Genomic DNA, 17066 nt, shown 5'->3' with positions numbered 1-17066 from the left:
GCTGATGCTGTCCTTCACTTGCGCCACCATAGCAGCGCAGCGGCGAGCAGCAAGACGATTTCCACCACGGCCAGCGCCACCGTGGGCGCGGACACCGGCCACAGCCTGGCCAGCGACACGCTGCGGAACAGCACGATGGGCACGTAGAAGGCGAGTGCGACCAGCAGGCCGGTGCGCGGTTGATCGATCCAGGCGAAGTAGCCGAACAGGAATGCCATGCCCAACTGCAGGCCACCATAGATGACCAGATATTCGGATTGCCCGGCCGGCGAGAGTTGGGTATAGCCCACCGCGTGTGCGGTCTTGACCGGCGAGAGCGTGCACCAGATCGCCAGGGCGATATACAACACTGCGTTGATCCAGAGATAGGCCTTTGCCATGCGGGTGCTCCTGTGCGCGGAATGGATGCCCGGGCCGTTGTACGCAACGGCGCGTGGTCAGGCGTGAAGATGGCGCGGGCCGGCATCACGGGGCGCTGCAACTGCCGGTCAGCGGCTGCTCGCGCGCCTGACGCAACGCGGCGTCGCTACTGGCGCCTGGTGCGGTGTCCGGAAACACGATGCGCACGCGCGGATAACGCCCGTGTGCATCGCGCAGGTTGCCCACGCCGCGGAACTCCAGCAGGCGTTTGCTGGCGATGGAATAGCGCACCTCCAGCGAGGGCACCGCCGCGCCGTACCAGGCATCGAGTGAAATGCGGAAGCGGCGCTGGCCGGCAACATCGTCGATGCGCTCGACGCGAAACGCCAATTGCCGTTGCAGGCTGGGCAGCACGAAATCCACCCGTTGCGGTGCGCTGGCCAGGGCATCCCAGTGGGCGCGCAGGTAGGTATCGAAGCCGGCATCGATCACGCGCTCGTCTTCGCCGGCCGGTAGTGCGGCACTGCGCTCAGGCTTGCCGGGCGCTTGCTGGAACATCTCGCGCACGCCATCGCGCCGGCGCACGCCTTCGCGATACCCGTCGCGCGCGTCGGTCAGGCTGAAATCGGGCGCCGTACCGCCACCGTCGACCTGCTTGCGCGCAAACGCCTTCCCAGTGGGGCAGCGGTACAGCACCAGTCGCCCGCCGTCATCGAGCAGCCAATGCGATTCGCGGTAGCGCAATGCGCCGCTGTCGGCATCGAAGACCTCGCCGTCCACGCGCGTCACCGCCGCCGCACCCATGGGCAGGCTGCCAAGCACCAGCAACAACAGCGGCGGAATCGGCCGGCAGCAGGCGGCAATCGCGGCAACGGCAGTGGTAAGTGGACGCATCGGCACATCCTCGATGGGAGTGCTTACCCATACGGGCACGGCCGCAGCATGGATGCGCCATCGCGCGTCAGGACGTTCCTGACCGCCGGTGGGTGGAGCGAGGGGATGCTGGCGTGGCGGACCGCATGACGATCGTCAATCCGCCAGATCTGGCGCGGCGTTCAGCCGAGTGGATGCAGCGCGATGCAATCCACCGGGCAGGCCGGCAGGCACAGCTCGCAGCCGGTGCACAGCGGCGCGATCACCGTATGCATGTGCTTGGCGCCACCGACGATGGCATCCACCGGACAGGCCTGAATGCATTTGGTGCAGCCGATGCAATCGGCCTCCACGATCCATGCCACCTGCGCCGGCTTGTGCGCCCCGCGGCTGCGATCGTAGGGACGTGCGGGCACGCCCAGCAGGTGCGCCAGCGCACGCGCACCGGCATCGCCGCCGGGAGGGCAGTGGTCGACCCCGGCCAGGCCGTCTGCCATCGCCTGCGCATAGGGGCGGCAGCCGTCGTAGCCGCACTGGCCGCATTGGGTCTGTGGCAACAGGCGGTCGAGGCGTTCGACCAGATCGGGCGTGGGGACGGGCATTGCAGCGTCAGTGCAGCGGATGGCCGCGATACCAGCGCTGTTGCGCCAGTGCCAGCATCGGCCTGTCTTCGCGGCTGTCGCCATAGGCGTGCACGCAGGCGTACTGCGCCAGATCGTAGCGTGCGCGAATCTGCATGGCCTTGTGCGGCCCGCAATCGCCATCTGCATAGCGCCCGCTCAGCACGTCACCGGTGTGTTCGAGCCGGTTGCAGATCAGCGACAGCCCATGCTGCGTACACCACGGCTGCAGATACAGATCCACCGACGCCGACACCAGCACCACTTCATGCCCCTGCGCCTGATGCCAGTCGATGCGTTGCATCATCTGGGCACGCAACACGCCCGGCAGTGCAGTGCGCGCGTAATCGGCGCCGTGCATGGCCATCTCGTCCAGCGAGCGACCACTGAACACGATGCGCGTGACCCGCGCGCGCAGCGCGGCAGCGGACACCACGCCCAGCCGATAGCCCAGCACCCACGGGCCGACCTGCCACTTTGCCGCGGCCAGCTGCGCAGGCGTGGCGACCTTGCGCAGGAAGCGCGCATAGGTGTCGCAGGTGGTGACGGTGTGATCGAAGTCGAACAGGGCCAGGTGCATGGGGGCGGGGATTGGGGAGTGGGGATTGGTGAGAGGCGTGGTCCTCTCAAGCTTAAATCCGTGTGTGGAGGTCGGGTGCGGCGATTCTCAAGCTCGCAATCAGCAGACCTTGCAGACCGAACAGACTCCGCTTTTACGATTCCCGATTCCCAACTCCCGCTTCACCGCACCGGCATGCCCGGCTGCGCGCCGCGATCTGCGTCCAGCAGCGCCAGTGCGCCGCCGTCGAAGCCGGCCGAGAGGATCATGCCTTCGCTGATGCCGAAGCGCATCTTGCGCGGGGCCAGGTTGGCGATGAACACCACGCTGCGGCCCACCAACGTCTCCGGTTCGCCGTAGCTGCCACGGATGCCCGAGAAGATCTGGCGCTTGCCCAGCTCGCCGGCATCCAGCTCGAAGCGCAGCAGCTTGTCCGAGCCTTCCACGCATTCGCACACCAGCACCTTGCCGATGCGTAGATCGAGCTTGGCGAAATCGTCGATGCCAATAAGACCTGTATTCGAGACGGACGTAGGGGGATTGGCCGGCGTAGCCGCTTTTGCATCGGTTTTGGCCACTTTTGCAGTGCTGACGGTGGCCGCAGCCTGGGTTGCGGGCGCGGCGAGGGTGTCTTTGGAAGCGTCGGTCATGGCGTCGATCAGTTTGGGGTCGATACGGGTGAACAGGGCGGTATAGGGCTGGATCGTGTGTGTGGTGAGCGGGCGCTCCACATCTTCCCAACTGGTCATCGGCGCCGACAAAAACGCCTCGGCCTCGGCACAGGTGCGCGGCAGGATCGGCTTGAGCGCGGCCACCAGGATCCGGAACAGGTTCAGGCCCTGCGTGCACACCGATTGCAGTTGCGCATCGGCGCCGTCCTGCTTGGCGATCACCCACGGCTTGGTGTCGTCGATGTACTTGTTGGCCTCGTCGGCCAGCGCCATGGTCTGGCGGATCGCGCTGGCCGCATCGTTGCGCTCGTAGGCCTCGCGGATCGGCGCCAGCGCGGCGACGAAGCGGTCGTATTGCGCCGGGTCGGGCAGCGCGTCGGACAGCTTGCCGTCGAAGCGCTTGCCGATGAAGCCGGCGCAGCGGCTGGCCAGGTTGACGAACTTGCCGACCAGATCCGCATTCACCCGTGCGATAAAATCGCCCAGGTTGAGGTCCAGGTCGTCCACGCCGCCGGAGGACTTGGCCGCGAAGTAGTAACGCAGGGCTTCCGGCTCCAGGCCGACATCCAGGAAGGTCCGCGCCATCACGAAGGTGCCGCGCGACTTGGACATCTTGGCGCCGTCCACGGTGAGGTAGCCGTTGACGTGCAGGCGTGTCGGCGCGCGATGGCCGGTGCCGTGCAGCACCGCCGGCCAGAACAGGCCGTGGAAATTGACGATGTCCTTGCCGATGAAGTGATGCAGCTCGGTCTGGGTGCCGGCCACCAGATGCGCGTCGAAGTCTTCGCCCATCTGCGCGCACAGCGTCTTGAAGCTGCACAGGTAGCCGATCGGCGCATCCAGCCACACGTAGAAATACTTGCCCGGCTGGCCGGGAATCTGGAAGCCGAAATACGGCGCATCGCGCGAGATGTCCCAGGCGCGCAGGCCGCCTTCGGTATCCAGCCATTCCTTGAGCTTGGCCTTGACCCCGGGCAGCGCCACGTCGCCGGCCAGCCACTCGCGCAAAAAGCCGTCGAAATGGCCCACTTCGAAGAAGAAATGCTCCGAGTCGCGCAGTTCGGGCGTGGCGCCGGAGATCACCGACCTGGGCTCCTTCAGCTCGGTCGGCGCGTAGGTGGCGCCACAGACTTCGCAGTTGTCGCCGTACTGATCGGCGCTGCCGCAGTTGGGGCAGATGCCCTTGATGTAGCGATCCGGCAGGAACATGCCCTTGGCCGGGTCGTAGAACTGCGCCACCGAACGGCGGCTGATGTGACCGGCGGCCTCGAGCTTGGTGTAGAAGGCCTCGGTGAGCGCGCGATTGACCGGCGAATTGGTCGAATCGTAATGATCGAAGGTTACCCCGAACGCGGCGAAATCGCGCTCGTGGCTGGCCTGGATGTTGGCGATGAAGGCTTCCGGGGTGACCCCGGCCTTTTCGGCGGCGAGCATGATGGGCGTGCCGTGGGTGTCGTCGGCGCAGACGAACCAGGTCTTGTCGCCGCGCAGCCGGCGCGCGCGCACCCAGATGTCGGCCTGGATATAGCCGACCAGATGGCCAAGATGCAGCGGCCCGTTGGCGTAGGGCAGGGCGGTGGTGACGAGTGCGGTGCGGGTCATGGCAGGCGTAATGCGGGGGACAGCCGATTATCGCATTAGTCGAGCGCCGGGATTGGGGCTGGGAATCGGGAATCGGGGTTGGGGAATCGGTCAAAGCAGGGTCATGCGGCCATGTTGTCGAGGCGCGCAGGTGTTTGGCCGCGCGCGTAGCGTCAGGATGGGCACATGCAAAAAAGGCGCCCTCACGGGCGCCTGCTCTTACCGATTCCCCAATCCCCAATCCCGATTCCGGGCTATTCGCGAATCCAGGTCTGGGTCCGGCCCAACGCCTCGATGCCCACATAGCCGCGCATCTGCAGCTTCTTGCCGCCGTCGGTCAGGGTGACCTTGGCCTTGTAGGTCTTGCCCTTGGCCGGGTCGAGCACCGAGCCGCCGCTCCACACCGCGGTGCCGTCGGGCTTGAGGCCCCACAGGATGGTCATGCCCTTGATCGGCTTGCCCTTGAGCGCGCCATCGCACTTGTCACAGATCGGGTTGGGCCCATGGTTGGACTGCAGGATGTCGACCACCTTGCCGCTCAGCGTGCCGTTGCCGAGCTGTTCGATCTGCACCACCGACTTGGGCTTGCCGGTCTCGTCGTCGATGGTCTTCCAGCGGCCCACCGGCGAATCGGCGGCCTGGGCCAGCAGCGAGGCGGCGGCCAGCGGCAGGGCCAGCATCAGGGTCTTGAAGGTCTTGCGCATGGTTCCCCTCCCAGGGATTGCTAGGGCCGCCGTCGGCGGCCTGCCACGAATGTATACCGTGGAGTATGGTGGCGGAAAGACGCGCTGCGGAATGCGTTCATTCGGCTACTGCAGTGTCACCTGCCTGCGGTTGTCCGCTGGCACGCGGTCGATCAGCTTGTTGTCCGGATCGAAGCCGGCTTCGACCGGCAGGCGGTCCACGGTCATGGTGAAACTGGGCGCGGCGCTGGTGACGTGCTGCCGTTGCAAGGCCAGCACCGGCGCTAGCGCGTCCTTGCCGGCCGGAGCGCCGTAGATCGCCACCTCGATCCAGTCGTCCAGCGGCACTGCATGCTCCTTGCCCTTGCCATCAGCCTGCAGCTTGGCCGCCTGCGCTTGCACGGTCACCTCGAAGCGGCCATCGGGGCGCTTGCGTGCCTGCGCGCTGACCACGCGGTTGTCGTAGAAGGTGATCTTCTCGAACAGGTCGGTGATCAGCCCTTGCTGGTCCGGCCGTACCTCGGCGCGAATGGCCTGCAGCAGCTCGGCCGAGGTGGTGTAAGGCGGTTGTTGAAACGCCTTGGCCGCCAGAAAGCGCTGCAATGCGCGATTGAGCGCCTGCTCGCCGATGTCCTCGCGCAGCCGATAGAACGCCAGCGACCCCTTGCGGTAGTGGATGTATTGCTGATCCTCCACCCGATACAGCGGCAATTCCTCGATGGTTTCGTCACCACGGCCTTCCAGGTAGCGATCCAGTTCGTAGCGGAGGAAGCGGCGCATATGCGCGCGTCCGTACTCGCGCTCCATCACCATCAACGCCGAATACTGCGCCAGCGATTCGGACAGCAGGGTGGCGCCCTGCACGTTCGCACCGATCACCTGGTGCGCCCACCACTGGTGCGCCACTTCGTGCGCGGTGACATAGAACACGTAGTCGATGTCGTTCTTGTCGCGCAGGTCGGCGATGAAGCCGATCGACTCGGAGTAGGGAATGGTATTGGCGAACGACTGCGCAAACCGCGCGTAGCCGGGAAACTCGATGATGCGCACCTGATGATGCTGATACGGGCTGAAGTTGGCTTGGTAATAGGCCAGCGACTTCTGCACGCTCTCGATCATGCGCTGCACGTTGTACGGATGCTTGGGGTCGTAATAGATCTCGATCGGGATGTTCTTGTAACGCGCCTTGCGCACTTCCCAGCGTGCCGACAGGTAGGCGTAGAAATTGAGCATGGGGCGATCCATCACGTAGCGGAAGCAGCGCCTGCCATTGCGTTGGAATTCCTGTTGCAGATAGCCCGGCGCCAGCGCGATCTGGTGCGGCGCGGTGCAGACGGTGCTGGCGAAAGCGAGCCAGTCGGCATCGGTACTGACGTAGGTGTTGGCGCGCGCGGCCTGGTCTTCGAGCTTGGGCATGCGGGTGGGTTCGCCCAGGCCGCGCTTGCGGCGCTCGTTGCGGTCGCTGATCTCGGTCTGCGTGTTGTAGCCGAACCAGGGCAGCAGGGTGGTGTTGAAGAAGCTGCCGTTGGCGACCAGTTCGGTTTGCGCCTGCTCGGCGGTGAGGCCGTGCGGGTGCTGGTCCACGCGGAAGTGGAACACGCGCTCCTGCCCGGGTTGCAGCGGTGTCTGCAGGCGGTAGATGCGATAACCGGCCGGGATATCGTGCGTGCTCAGCGTCTGCCCGCCCAGATCCACCTCGACCAGGCTGCGGTCGCCGGTGCGGCCCTGCATGCCGATGTGCACTTCGCTGATCGGTGTGGGGTGGGTGTTACGCACCGTCCAGGTGGCATCGACCACGACCGACTGGGTTTCCGGATGCAGGTCGACGTGGTTGTCGACGGCGACGATGCGCGGCTGCGGCAGATCCTTGTACTTGCGGTAATCGCGCTCGTAGCGTGCCTGCAGGTCCAGCTGTTGTTCCGGCGACAGGAAGCTGTTGTAGACGTTGGTGTTCCAGTACAGCCAGCCGCCGATCGCCGCGAAGCCGAGCAGGGTGATCGCCAGGGCCGCACCGGTCGGGCTGCGCAGGCGCCGTAACGCCAGCCGCACGCGCTGGCGCAGGTCATGGCCCACGCCGCGCGGCCAGAACGCCGAGGACAGCAGGAGCAGCGCCAGCAGGAACACGCCCCAATAGCCCTGGAACCACAACTGGCCGGGCAGGAAGTGCCCGTAGCCGTTCATGTCCGAATACGGCGCGTTGGGCCAGCCGCCAAAGGTGTAGAGGTTCTGGGTGTAGTCGAGCATCGACAGCGCCGATTGCCCGATCAACACCAGCATCAGCAGCGCATAGCCGACGAACTTGTTGTTGCTCAGCACCTGCAGCGCCAGCGCCATGCCGCCCATCAGCACGTACAGCACCGAGCCCAGCGCCAGCGTCTTGAGATACAGCAGTGGCTCGATGCTGGTATAGCCACGGCCCAGCTGCAGCGCGACCGAGGTCAACGCACCGGCGGCCTGGAAGCTGGCGATCACCGCCAGCAAGGCGACGAACTTGCCGAGCAGCGGCACCCAATCGGGGACCGGCATCGCGTCGGTGATGCCGTCGATGCGGTTGCTGCGCTCCTTCCACACCAGCTCGCCGGCATAGAACAGCACCACGATGATCAGCAGAAAGCTGTAGCTGTTCTGCAGCGCCTCCAGCATCAACGAGGTCACCGGCAGCACGGCAGTGCCGTAATAGCGCGCTTTGAACAGCGCGGTCGGAATGAAGTTGGCCAGGCCCAGCATCAGCAGCACCACGAACGGCGCGCTGCGCAGCACGCCCAGCGTGTCGAAGCGGATCTGGCGCAGCAGTTGCCGCCATGCAGTGGCCGCGCCGAAGCGCGGGGTGACCGTCAGGCGTGTCGTGCTGACGCGCGCGCTGGAGGGAGGTGCATCAGCGGGCGTAACCGACGCCACACCACGGCGCCGCCGCGTCCCGCTGCGCTCGGTACGGAACAGCGCGAATGTGGCGGCAAACAACACACCGCTCATGCCCAGCCACACCGCGCGATTGGCGAGCAGGTAGCCGGTCAGCGGCGGTAGCTGGTGGTTGCGCTGCTCCACCGACCAGTAGCGCAGCGTCTGCGATAGCGCGCGAATGCCGAGCGGGTCGGCCAGCGTGGCAATCCACACATTGTCCAGGTCGGCCATCAGCGCACGGCTCACGCCGTACAGCACGAAGAACACGATCACGCCGATGTAGACCCACAGGATGCTGCGCGTGGTCACCGCCAGCACCGACAGCAGCGCGGTGGTGAACAGCAGGTTGGGCAGCACCAGCACCAGCAGCGACCACAGATAGGGCAGCACCGCGACCGGCCCGAGCCGCGCCTGATCGAGCCACGGCATGAACTGCGCGGCGAACATGCCCAGCGCGATCACCACATACATCAGCATGCCGGCGATCAGTGCGGCACCGATGCGGCCGAGCAGGTAGTCGCGCCGCCGTATCGGTGTGGAAAACACCAGCTCGGCAGTGCCCAGGTCAAAGTCACGCAGCACCGCATTGCTGACGAACAGGGTGATCACCAGCAGGCCGAGCAGGCTGAAGAGCCCCAGCAGGGTGGCGATCACCGTAGGCGCATTGCGCAGCACGTTGCCGATGCCGCCGCCGATCTGCACCGCATCGCTGGACAGCGCTGCAAAGGCGAGTAGGGCATACAGCGCGGCCAGCAGCCCCAGCAAGGGCGAGCGCAGTTGTTCGCGCAGCTCGAAGCGCAGGAACGCCAGGATCATCGTCGCGCTCCTGTCAGGCGGCCAGCGCTTGCTTGCGCAGGCGCTGGAAATAGACATCCTCAAGATCGGGAGCGACCTGTTCGAACCCCGGCTCCGGGCAGTCGGCACTGAACACGTGGATCACCGGGTGGCCGGCAATCAGGCGCGTGGACAGCACGGTGAAGCGCGCCTCGTAATCGGGCAATGCCTGCTTGCTGACCTGTTTGCGCCAGACCTGCTGATGCAGCATGTCGATCGCATCGGCGGGCCGCCCACTCAGCAGCAGCTGGCCCTTGTTCATGATGGCCATCGTCGGACACAGGTCGGTGACGTCCTCGACGATATGGGTGGACAGGATCACCACCACATTTTCGCCGATTTCGGCCAGCAGATTGAGAAAACGATTGCGCTCTTCCGGATCCAGCCCGGCGGTGGGCTCGTCGACGATGACCAGTTGCGGATTGCCCAGCAGCGCCTGCGCGATGCCAAAGCGTTGGCGCATGCCGCCGGAATAGGTGCCGAGCTTGCGCTTGCGCGCGTCCCACAGGTTGACCTGCTGCAATAGTCGCTCGACCACCTCCTTGCGTTGGCCGCGATCGGTAAGCCCCTTGAGCACGGCGAAGTGATCCAGCATGTCCAGCGCGCTCACCTTCGGGTACACGCCGAAATCCTGCGGCAGATAGCCCAGCCGGCGCCGCAATGCGTCCTTGTCGGCGAGTACGTCGATGCTGCTGCCATCGGCGTCGGTCAGGCTGACGCTACCCGAGTCGGGTTCCTGCAGCGTGGCCAGCGTGCGCATCAGCGACGACTTGCCGGCGCCGTTTGGCCCCAGCAAGCCGAACATGCCGCGCGGGATGTCGAGCGTGATGCCTTGCAGCGCATGCACGCCGTTGGCGTAGGTCTTGGACAGCGCACGGATCTGCAGCATGGACGGTTCCTGTGTCCTGGGTGGCCTGATCTTCACGGCGTGACCGCAGTGCCGCATGCGCCGAAAGTCACAGAGGCGATCGACTACGCCTGCTCGACATGACCGTGCGGCGGATGTGACCGAACCCGCAGGGGATGCTGCGCTCAACCCACTTCGTACAACTCCAGCGGCAGGTCATCCGGGTCGGCGAAGAAGGTGAAGCGGCGGCCGGTGTACTCGTCGATGCGGATGTCTTCGGCGACCACGCCATGCGCAGTAAGATGCGCCACGGCCGCGTCCAGATCCTCGACACGGAAGGCGAGATGGCGCAGGCCGCGTGCTTCCGGGCGGCTGGGACGCAGCGGTGCGGCGGGAAACGAGAACAACTCGATCTGGCCGCCATCGGGCAGTGCCAAGTCTAGCTTCCAGGAATCGCGTGCCTGCCGGTAATGCTCATCGAGCACGCGCAGGCCCAGGATGTCGCAGTAGAACCGTTTGGACACCGCGTAGTCGCCGGCGATGATCGCCACATGGTGGATGCCGGCAAGCTTCATGCGGCACCTCGCAAGCCCTGCGCGATCGGCTGCGACGCGCCGAGACTGTCGGCGAGCGCTGCTGCGTTGCGCGCAGCGGCGGTACCACGCGGTGCGCATGCGGGCACCACCGCGCTGGTCGAGCAAGACGTCTTCGCATGCATGGGTGGTTGCAGGGCATGCGGCATGGCGAGCTTCCGGGTGAACAGTACGCAAGCATACCCGCGGGCCGTTGCACGCTGGTGCACCGTCACAGCTTGCCATCGCATGGCTGTGCTCGCCTGGCCGCGCATGGCAGGATGCGTTGCCACCGATCAGACACGCCGATGCCCGAGCCGCCGTCCACCGCCGCACCGCAATTCCAGCGCATCATGCAGGTGCGCCATCTGGTGATGTTGTCGCTGGGTGGCGTGATCGGCACCGGCCTGTTCTTCAACACCGGTTACATCATCGTCAGCACCGGCGCCCTGGGCACGGTGATCGCGTACCTGATCGGCGCGCTGGTGGTGTATCTGGTGATGCAATGCCTGGGCGAGCTGGCGGTGGCGATGCCGCAGACCGGCGCGTTCCATGTGTATGCCGCGCGCTATCTGGGGCCGGCCACCGGTTACGTGGTGGCGTGGTTGTACTGGCTGACCTGGACGGTGGCGCTGGGCTCGAGCCTGACGGCCGCGGCATTCTGCATGCAGTACTGGTTTCCGCACAGCCCGGCGTGGCCGTGGTGCCTGCTGTTCTGCGCGCTGATCTTCAGCTTGAACACGGTGTCGGCGCGCTGGTTTGCCGAAGGCGAATTCTGGTTCTCGCTGATCAAGGTGATCACCATTGGTGTCTTCATCGTGCTCGGTGGTGCGGCGGTGGTGGGCTTGCTGCCGCTGGCCGATGGCTCGCCGCCGCCGGGCCTGCGCCACCTGCGCGCCGATGGCTGGTTTGCGCAGGGCACTCTGCCGATCCTGATGACGATGGTGGCAGTGAATTTCGCTTTTTCGGGGACCGAGTTGATCGGTGTGGCCGCCGGCGAGACTGCGCAGCCGGCGCGTGCGATTCCGCTGGCGATCCGCACGACCCTGGTGCGGCTGGTGGTGCTGTTCGTCGGCACCGTACTGGTGCTGGCCGCGCTGCTGCCGGCCGGCCAGGCGGCGGTGGACACCAGCCCGTTCGTGCGCGCGTTCGAGTTGCTGGGCATTCCGTATGCAGCGGACATCCTGAATGCGGTGATCCTGACCGCGATCCTGTCGGCAGCCAATTCCGGCCTGTACGCCGCCGCGCGCATGCTGTGGTCGCTGGCCAACGAGGGCACGCTGCCGGCCCGGCTCGCGCGGCTGACCCGCCGCGGCATTCCGCTGCCGGCATTGCTGCTCAGTATGCTGGGCGGCCTGCTGGCCCTGCTGACCGGCGTGTACGCCGCCGATACCGTCTTCGTGGCGATTTCCGCGGTGTCCGGGTTTGCGGTGGTGGTGGTGTGGTTGAGTATTTGTGCGGCGCATTACCGTTTCCGCCGCCAGCTGCTGCGCGACGGTATCGCCGTGGAAACGCTGGCCTATCGTGCGCCGTGGTATCCGTGGACGCCGATTCTGGGATGTGCGCTGTGTCTGCTGGCCTGCATCGGGCTGGCGTTCGATCCGCAGCAGCGCATTGCGCTGTACTGCGCGATTCCCTTCGTGGCGCTGTGTTATGGCGCCTACGCACTGACCCAATGGCTTGCGGCCCGGAGACTGCACGCATGACGATTGCTTCCCGCCAACCGCGCGCGCATGCGCCTTTCAGCCAGGTCTTGCAGCACGATGGCGACGTGCTGCTGGATGGCGCCCTGGCCACCGAACTGGAACACCGCGGCTGCGATCTCAACGATGCGCTGTGGTCGGCGCGAGTGCTGATGGAGCAGCCGGAGCTGATCTACCAGGTGCATCGCGACTATTTCGCCGCCGGTGCACAATGCGCGATCACCGCCAGTTACCAGGCCACGCCGTCGGGGTTTGCCGCGCGCGGACTGGATCTGGCGCAGTCGCAGGCGCTGATCGCGCGCAGCGTGCAACTGGCCGCGCAGGCACGCGCCGATCACCTGCAGGTGCAGCCGGACGCTGCGCCGTTGTGGGTGGCCGGTTCGGTGGGTCCGTATGGCGCGTATCTGGCTGATGGTTCGGAGTATCGCGGTGACTACGTGGTGCCGCTGGAGCAGATGATGGACTTCCACCGTCCGCGCATCGCCGCGCTGGCGGCGGCCGGGGTGGATGTACTGGCCTGCGAGACGTTGCCATCGGCCGGTGAGATCACCGCCTTGCGCTTGCTGCTGGAAGAATTTCCGCAGCTGCATGCGTGGTTCTCGTTCACCCTGCGCGATGCGGCGCACCTGAGCGATGGCACGCCGCTGGCACACGTGATTCCGACGCTGGACGCCTGCCCGCAGGTGATCGCCGTTGGCATCAACTGCATCGCACTGGATCGCGTCACGCCAGCATTGCAGTGCCTGTCGGCGCTGACCACCTTGCCATTGGTGGTGTATCCGAACTCGGGCGAGCAGTATGACGCGGCCGACAAGCGCTGGCATGCCGGCGATGCGCCTGCCTGCAGCCTGGCCGAGCAGCACGCGCAGTGGCTGGCTGCCGGTGCGCGCCTGATCGGTGGCTGCTGCCGCACCACGCCACGCGACATCGCCGCACTGGCGGCGGCGCGTGCGGGCTGATGACCCTTACGCGCGCACTGCGTCTGTGAGCGGGAGTGGCCGTTGCCGGTGCAACGCCGGCAGTTGGCAAGGTCATGCCGCCTTCGCGCGCAGCACGCCAGTCCCACATCGACACCCGCCCAGACGACGGCCTGGCCTCGACGGCCGATCACGACGCTCAGCGGCCGCGATCGTTGGCCTCAGCCCTGCTGCGCTGCAATCCAGCGCTGGATCTTTTCCTGCAGAATGTCCAGCGGCACCGAGCCGTCCTTGAGCACTTCGGTATGGAAGGCGCGCACGTCGAAGCGTGGTCCCAGCTCGCGCTGGGCCTGTTCGCGCAGCTGCGCGATCTTCATCTCGCCCACCTTGTAGGCCAGCGCCTGGCCGGGAATGGCCATGTAGCGGTCGACTTCGGCCTCGGCATCGGTGCGGCTCATCGCCGAGTTGCCGAGCATGTAGTCGATGGCCTGGGTGCGGGTCCAGCCCTTGCTGTGCAAGCCGGTATCGGCCACCAGCCGGATCGAGCGCCACAACGCGTTCTGCAGGTAGCCGTAGTAGTTGTACGGGTCCTGATACAGCCCCAGCTCGCGCCCCAGCGATTCGGCGTACAGGCCCCAGCCTTCGATGTAGGCGGTCTCGCCGCCCAGGCGGCGGAACTTGGGCAGATCGGTCAGCTGTTGCTGCAGCCCGAGCTGGTAGTGGTGCCCGGGAATGGCTTCGTGCAGGTACAGGCTCTCTGCTTCCCAGGTCTTGCGCGAGGGCAGGTCGGAGGTGTTGACGTAAAAGATGCCCGGCGTACTTCCCGTGCTGCCATTGACGACGGGGCGCATGTACGAGCCGCTGGCCGCGGACTGCGCGCGCTGCGGTTCCACCGCACGCACTTCCAGCTCCGGGATGCCCTGCAGCGCGAACAGGCGCGGCACCGCGGCCTGCACGCGTCCCTGCAGGCCACGGTAATACCCCAGCAACTCGGTCTCGCTGCGGAAGCTGAAGCGCTTGTCGGTCTGCATGAACTTGTAGAACTTGGGCAGGTTGCCGCGGAACTTGACCTGTTTGGTCAGTGCCTGGATCTCGCCCTGCAGGCGCGCCACTTCGTCCAGCCCGATCTGGTGGATCTGCTCCGGGCTCAGGTCCGAGGTGGTGCTCTGACGCACGTCGTAGGCGTACCACGCTGCGCCACCGGGCAGCGCCGCCAGGCCATCGCTGTCGCGGCAGGCCGGCAGGTACTCGGTGGCGATGAAGCCGCGCAGCGCGCGATACGCCGGCAGGATGCGCACCTCGATCAGCCGCTTGTACTCGGCGGTGAGGCGCTGCTTGTCGGCCTCGGGCATATCGGCCGGCAGGTTGCGGATCGGCCCCCAGAACAGGCTGTCTTCGGCGGTGCGTGCAATGATCGCATCCAGCTGCGGCAGCACCTTCTGCATCAGCACCTTGGGCTGCACCACGCCGGCCTGCATGCCGGCGCGCATATTGGTGATGGCCTGATCGAACAGGTCGGGGATGCCGAGCGCGCGCCGCGACCAATTGTCGTAGTCCTTGACCGTCTTGAACAGCTGCGCGCCGGTGCCCGAGCCCAGCACCACCGCGATGCTGGCGATGTTGTAGAACTGGTTGATCGGCAGCATCCAGCTGGGGAACTGCTCGGCCGCCAGCGCGCTGCGCGCATCGCGCACGAAGATCTGATAGCTGAGCAGATCCTGGCCGCTCAGGCCGTCCGGGCCCAGCGCTTCGGCCTTGCCCAGCCACAGCACGGTGAAATCGTGCGATTGCTGGCGGAACGCCGGTGACAGGAAGTTGGGCAGCTGGTCGTTGTAGCGGCTCTCGCCCTGGAAGGTGGCCTGCAGCGGGTTGAGCTTGAGCGAGGCATCCCAGTACTGGTCGTAGAGCAGGTTGAGTTGCTGCGCCTTGGTCAGTACCACCGGCGCGGCCACGGCGCGCGGCCTGGCCTTGGCGGCCTTGGTGCTTCTGGCCGGCTTGGTGGTCTTCTTGGCTTTGCTCGCCTTCGCGCGCGTTTGCGTGGTCTGTGCCTTGGCGGTCTTCTTCTTGGCCGCATCGGCGGGCGCTGCCACTGGCAGGCTCAATACGGCGGCGAGGGCCAGCGACAGCAGGCGGGAAAAGCTAAGGGACATTGCCGGCTCCGGAAACAAGCGAGCGGGGAGCTTGCCCGATCCGCACCGGTAGGGCCACCCACCAGGGGCGGAGCGCCTAACGGCAATTCATGCAAGGCCTCGTCCTGCGCGCCGTCGGTCTTGCATGGTGCAACGCGGCATCCGGCCCATGCCCCTGCCATCGGGGGCTTTCGCCGCAGCACTGGCCACCGCGCCCGCTCAGCCGGCAGCGGCTTCCTCGCGCAGCTGTTCGGCCCGCTCGGCGCCCAGGTAGGCGCTGATGCCGCGCCGCGCCAGATACAGCAACGGGATCAGGGCCACGGCAAAGCCCATCTTGTAGGCGTAGTTGAGCGTACTCACCGCCAGGAACTGATCCATCGACCAGTGCTGGGGCCCGAGCACGAAGGCGATGTAGATCACCACGAAGCTGTCCACCAGTTGCGAGACCGCGGTGGAGCCGGTGGCACGCAGCCATACGTGCTTTTCGCCGGTGACGCGGCGGATGCGGTGGAACACCGACACATCGATCAACTGGCCGAACAGGAACGCCACCAGCGAGCCACCGATGGTCCACAGCCCCTGTCCGAACACCGCCGCGAACGCGGCCTGGTAGTCCGGCACGCCCTGGCTCTGCGCGGCGGTGACCCACCAGTCGGCGGGGGCCAAGGCGATGGCGGCAAACGCAAACACGAACCCATAGCCGATCAGCGCCACCGCCACCCACGAGATGAAACGCACCCCGCGGCTGCCGAAGAACTCGTTGATGGTGTCGGTCATGATGAACACCACCGGCCACAACAAGGTGCCGGCGGTGAAACTGAGCGAGCCGGTCCGGCCGAACAGGTTCCAGTTCAGCGGCGCGATGCCCAGGGTGTCTTCCAGCGCGAAGATCTTGACCCCGATGAACTCGGCCAGCGCGGCGTTGACGCAGAAGAACGCCGCCAGCGCAATGAACAGGCGTACCGCACGATCGTCGAGGGTACGCACGTGTGTCATGGTCTCAGCGATCTGCAGTACGGGTGAAGGGCACCGATTCCGGCGCCACTGCGCCGCCGGAAATGATGAAACTCATCGCCTGGTCCACGCTCCAGTCGGTGGGCGTGAGCAGTTCCACCGGCACGATTTCCAGATAGCCGGAGGTGGGGTTGGGCGTGGTTGGCACATACACCGCCGCCAGCTCGCGGCCGGTGCCCTGTTCCTTGATCACGCGGGTGACCAGGCCCACCGATTTCATGTCGCGATGCGGGAAGTCGATCAGCACCACGCGCTGGGTGCTGCCCGGTTGTGTCTGCAGGATATCCAGCAGCTTGCGCGCGCTGTCGTAGACCACGCTGGCCAGCGGGATGCGCCGCATGATCGCCTCGAACCAGCGCAGCAGGCGCTGGCCGATCACCCGCCGGCTCAGGATGCCGACGAACAGGATCACCGCCACCGTGGCGACCAGGGCGATGGTGTTCTGCACCCACAGCGCCTTGATCCAGCCAAGGTAATCCGGAAACGAGGCGGCGATGCGTTCGGACAGCGGCACCACCCAGGGGCTGCTGATACCAGAGAGCAGCGCGAAGACGAACTTCACCACCACCCAGGTCAGCCAGACCGGCAACAAGGTGAGCAACCCGGTCAGGAAGACGCGTTGCAGGGAAGGGCGGGCATGCGGAGTGGGGGATTCGGACATCGTCATAGTGTAGGCATTCGGCCGCGCTCGGTGGAGGTGGGGCGGGGATTGGGGAGTGGGCATTGGGGATTGGTCAACGCGCGCGCTTACTGTCGGACTGCCGCAATCGGTAGGTGTTGCGACAACTGCGACTGCTGGGGC

General features: G+C 66.0%; 14 protein-coding genes. 2 read left to right on the top strand and 12 right to left on the bottom strand.

Annotated features, from left to right (window positions below):
- Positions 1 to 14 precede the first annotated feature (14 nt).
- The 9 genes from XCSCFBP4642_RS0122060 to gloA2 form a co-directional block, all read right to left on the bottom strand.
- Positions 15 to 380 (bottom strand): DUF4345 family protein, encoded by a 366-nt coding sequence (locus tag XCSCFBP4642_RS0122060; protein WP_029221680.1) that lies wholly within the window; start codon positions 378 to 380, stop codon positions 15 to 17.
- Positions 381 to 465: 85 nt separating this feature from the next.
- Positions 466 to 1254 carry a hypothetical protein gene (locus XCSCFBP4642_RS0122055; RefSeq protein ID WP_029221679.1) on the bottom strand — a complete coding sequence of 263 codons (789 nt, stop codon included), beginning with the start codon at positions 1252 to 1254 and terminating at the stop codon, positions 466 to 468.
- A gap of 161 nt (positions 1255 to 1415) precedes the next feature.
- Positions 1416 to 1835, bottom strand: a complete 420-nt coding sequence (gene rnfB, locus XCSCFBP4642_RS25585) for an Rnf electron transport complex subunit RnfB (protein WP_033899519.1) — start codon at positions 1833 to 1835, stop codon at positions 1416 to 1418.
- Between the two features lie 7 nt (positions 1836 to 1842).
- The gene (locus XCSCFBP4642_RS0122045; protein ID WP_029221678.1) at positions 1843 to 2433 is read right to left on the bottom strand and encodes an HAD family hydrolase; all 591 of its coding nucleotides are present in this window, start codon (positions 2431 to 2433) and stop codon (positions 1843 to 1845) included.
- 161 nt (positions 2434 to 2594) lie between these two features.
- The gene (metG, locus tag XCSCFBP4642_RS0122040; protein ID WP_029221677.1) at positions 2595 to 4685 is read right to left on the bottom strand and encodes a methionine--tRNA ligase; all 2091 of its coding nucleotides are present in this window, start codon (positions 4683 to 4685) and stop codon (positions 2595 to 2597) included.
- A 233-nt stretch (positions 4686 to 4918) separates the two neighbouring features.
- Positions 4919 to 5368 (bottom strand): DUF2147 domain-containing protein, encoded by a 450-nt coding sequence (locus XCSCFBP4642_RS0122035; RefSeq protein ID WP_029221676.1) that lies wholly within the window; start codon positions 5366 to 5368, stop codon positions 4919 to 4921.
- 105 nt (positions 5369 to 5473) lie between these two features.
- Positions 5474 to 9064, bottom strand: a complete 3591-nt coding sequence (locus XCSCFBP4642_RS0122030; protein WP_029221675.1) for an ABC transporter permease/M1 family aminopeptidase — start codon at positions 9062 to 9064, stop codon at positions 5474 to 5476.
- 13 nt (positions 9065 to 9077) lie between these two features.
- The gene (locus tag XCSCFBP4642_RS0122025; RefSeq protein WP_029221674.1) at positions 9078 to 9971 is read right to left on the bottom strand and encodes an ABC transporter ATP-binding protein; all 894 of its coding nucleotides are present in this window, start codon (positions 9969 to 9971) and stop codon (positions 9078 to 9080) included.
- Between the two features lie 143 nt (positions 9972 to 10114).
- A complete protein-coding gene (gene gloA2, locus XCSCFBP4642_RS0122020) occupies positions 10115 to 10504 on the bottom strand; it encodes an SMU1112c/YaeR family gloxylase I-like metalloprotein (protein ID WP_029221673.1) in 390 nt (129 codons plus the stop codon).
- A gap of 305 nt (positions 10505 to 10809) precedes the next feature.
- Here gloA2 and mmuP point away from each other — a divergent pair, with 305 nt between their 5' ends.
- Entirely contained in the window at positions 10810 to 12207 is a 1398-nt protein-coding gene (gene mmuP, locus XCSCFBP4642_RS0122010) for an S-methylmethionine permease (protein ID WP_029221671.1), read from the top strand.
- A complete protein-coding gene (mmuM, locus tag XCSCFBP4642_RS0122005) occupies positions 12204 to 13163 on the top strand; it encodes a homocysteine S-methyltransferase (protein ID WP_029221670.1) in 960 nt (319 codons plus the stop codon). Before mmuP ends, mmuM begins: the two co-directional genes overlap by 4 nt.
- A 179-nt stretch (positions 13164 to 13342) precedes the next feature.
- Here mmuM and XCSCFBP4642_RS0122000 read toward each other — a convergent pair whose 3' ends face one another.
- From XCSCFBP4642_RS0122000 to XCSCFBP4642_RS0121990, 3 genes are all read right to left on the bottom strand, one after another.
- Complete coding sequence (locus XCSCFBP4642_RS0122000) at positions 13343 to 15271, bottom strand: DUF885 domain-containing protein (RefSeq protein WP_029221669.1); 1929 nt, start codon at positions 15269 to 15271, stop codon at positions 13343 to 13345.
- Between the two features lie 198 nt (positions 15272 to 15469).
- On the bottom strand, positions 15470 to 16246 hold the full coding sequence (locus tag XCSCFBP4642_RS0121995; RefSeq protein WP_029221668.1) for a queuosine precursor transporter: 777 nt from the start codon (positions 16244 to 16246) through the stop codon (positions 15470 to 15472).
- A 4-nt stretch (positions 16247 to 16250) separates the two neighbouring features.
- Complete coding sequence (locus tag XCSCFBP4642_RS0121990) at positions 16251 to 16925, bottom strand: DUF502 domain-containing protein (protein WP_033898662.1); 675 nt, start codon at positions 16923 to 16925, stop codon at positions 16251 to 16253.
- Positions 16926 to 17066 lie beyond the last annotated feature (141 nt).

This window comes from Xanthomonas cassavae CFBP 4642 (genome assembly GCF_000454545.1).
In the GTDB taxonomy this organism is placed as follows: Bacteria; Pseudomonadota; Gammaproteobacteria; order Xanthomonadales; family Xanthomonadaceae; genus Xanthomonas; species Xanthomonas cassavae.
This window is presented reverse-complemented; position numbering and strand designations above follow the sequence as displayed.

Coding starts and splice junctions, on each gene's coding strand:
- mmuM (WP_029221670.1), top strand. CDS start 12,204: ATGACGATTGCTTCCCGCCAACCGCGCGCGCATGCGCCTTTCAGCCAG.
- XCSCFBP4642_RS0122025 (WP_029221674.1), bottom strand. CDS start 9,971: ATGCTGCAGATCCGTGCGCTGTCCAAGACCTACGCCAACGGCGTGCAT.
- XCSCFBP4642_RS0122055 (WP_029221679.1), bottom strand. CDS start 1,254: ATGCGTCCACTTACCACTGCCGTTGCCGCGATTGCCGCCTGCTGCCGG.
- gloA2 (WP_029221673.1), bottom strand. CDS start 10,504: ATGAAGCTTGCCGGCATCCACCATGTGGCGATCATCGCCGGCGACTAC.
- rnfB (WP_033899519.1), bottom strand. CDS start 1,835: ATGCCCGTCCCCACGCCCGATCTGGTCGAACGCCTCGACCGCCTGTTG.
- mmuP (WP_029221671.1), top strand. CDS start 10,810: ATGCCCGAGCCGCCGTCCACCGCCGCACCGCAATTCCAGCGCATCATG.
- XCSCFBP4642_RS0122045 (WP_029221678.1), bottom strand. CDS start 2,433: ATGCACCTGGCCCTGTTCGACTTCGATCACACCGTCACCACCTGCGAC.
- metG (WP_029221677.1), bottom strand. CDS start 4,685: ATGACCCGCACCGCACTCGTCACCACCGCCCTGCCCTACGCCAACGGG.
- XCSCFBP4642_RS0122000 (WP_029221669.1), bottom strand. CDS start 15,271: ATGTCCCTTAGCTTTTCCCGCCTGCTGTCGCTGGCCCTCGCCGCCGTA.
- XCSCFBP4642_RS0122030 (WP_029221675.1), bottom strand. CDS start 9,064: ATGATCCTGGCGTTCCTGCGCTTCGAGCTGCGCGAACAACTGCGCTCG.
- XCSCFBP4642_RS0122035 (WP_029221676.1), bottom strand. CDS start 5,368: ATGCGCAAGACCTTCAAGACCCTGATGCTGGCCCTGCCGCTGGCCGCC.
- XCSCFBP4642_RS0121995 (WP_029221668.1), bottom strand. CDS start 16,246: ATGACACACGTGCGTACCCTCGACGATCGTGCGGTACGCCTGTTCATT.
- XCSCFBP4642_RS0122060 (WP_029221680.1), bottom strand. CDS start 380: ATGGCAAAGGCCTATCTCTGGATCAACGCAGTGTTGTATATCGCCCTG.
- XCSCFBP4642_RS0121990 (WP_033898662.1), bottom strand. CDS start 16,925: ATGTCCGAATCCCCCACTCCGCATGCCCGCCCTTCCCTGCAACGCGTC.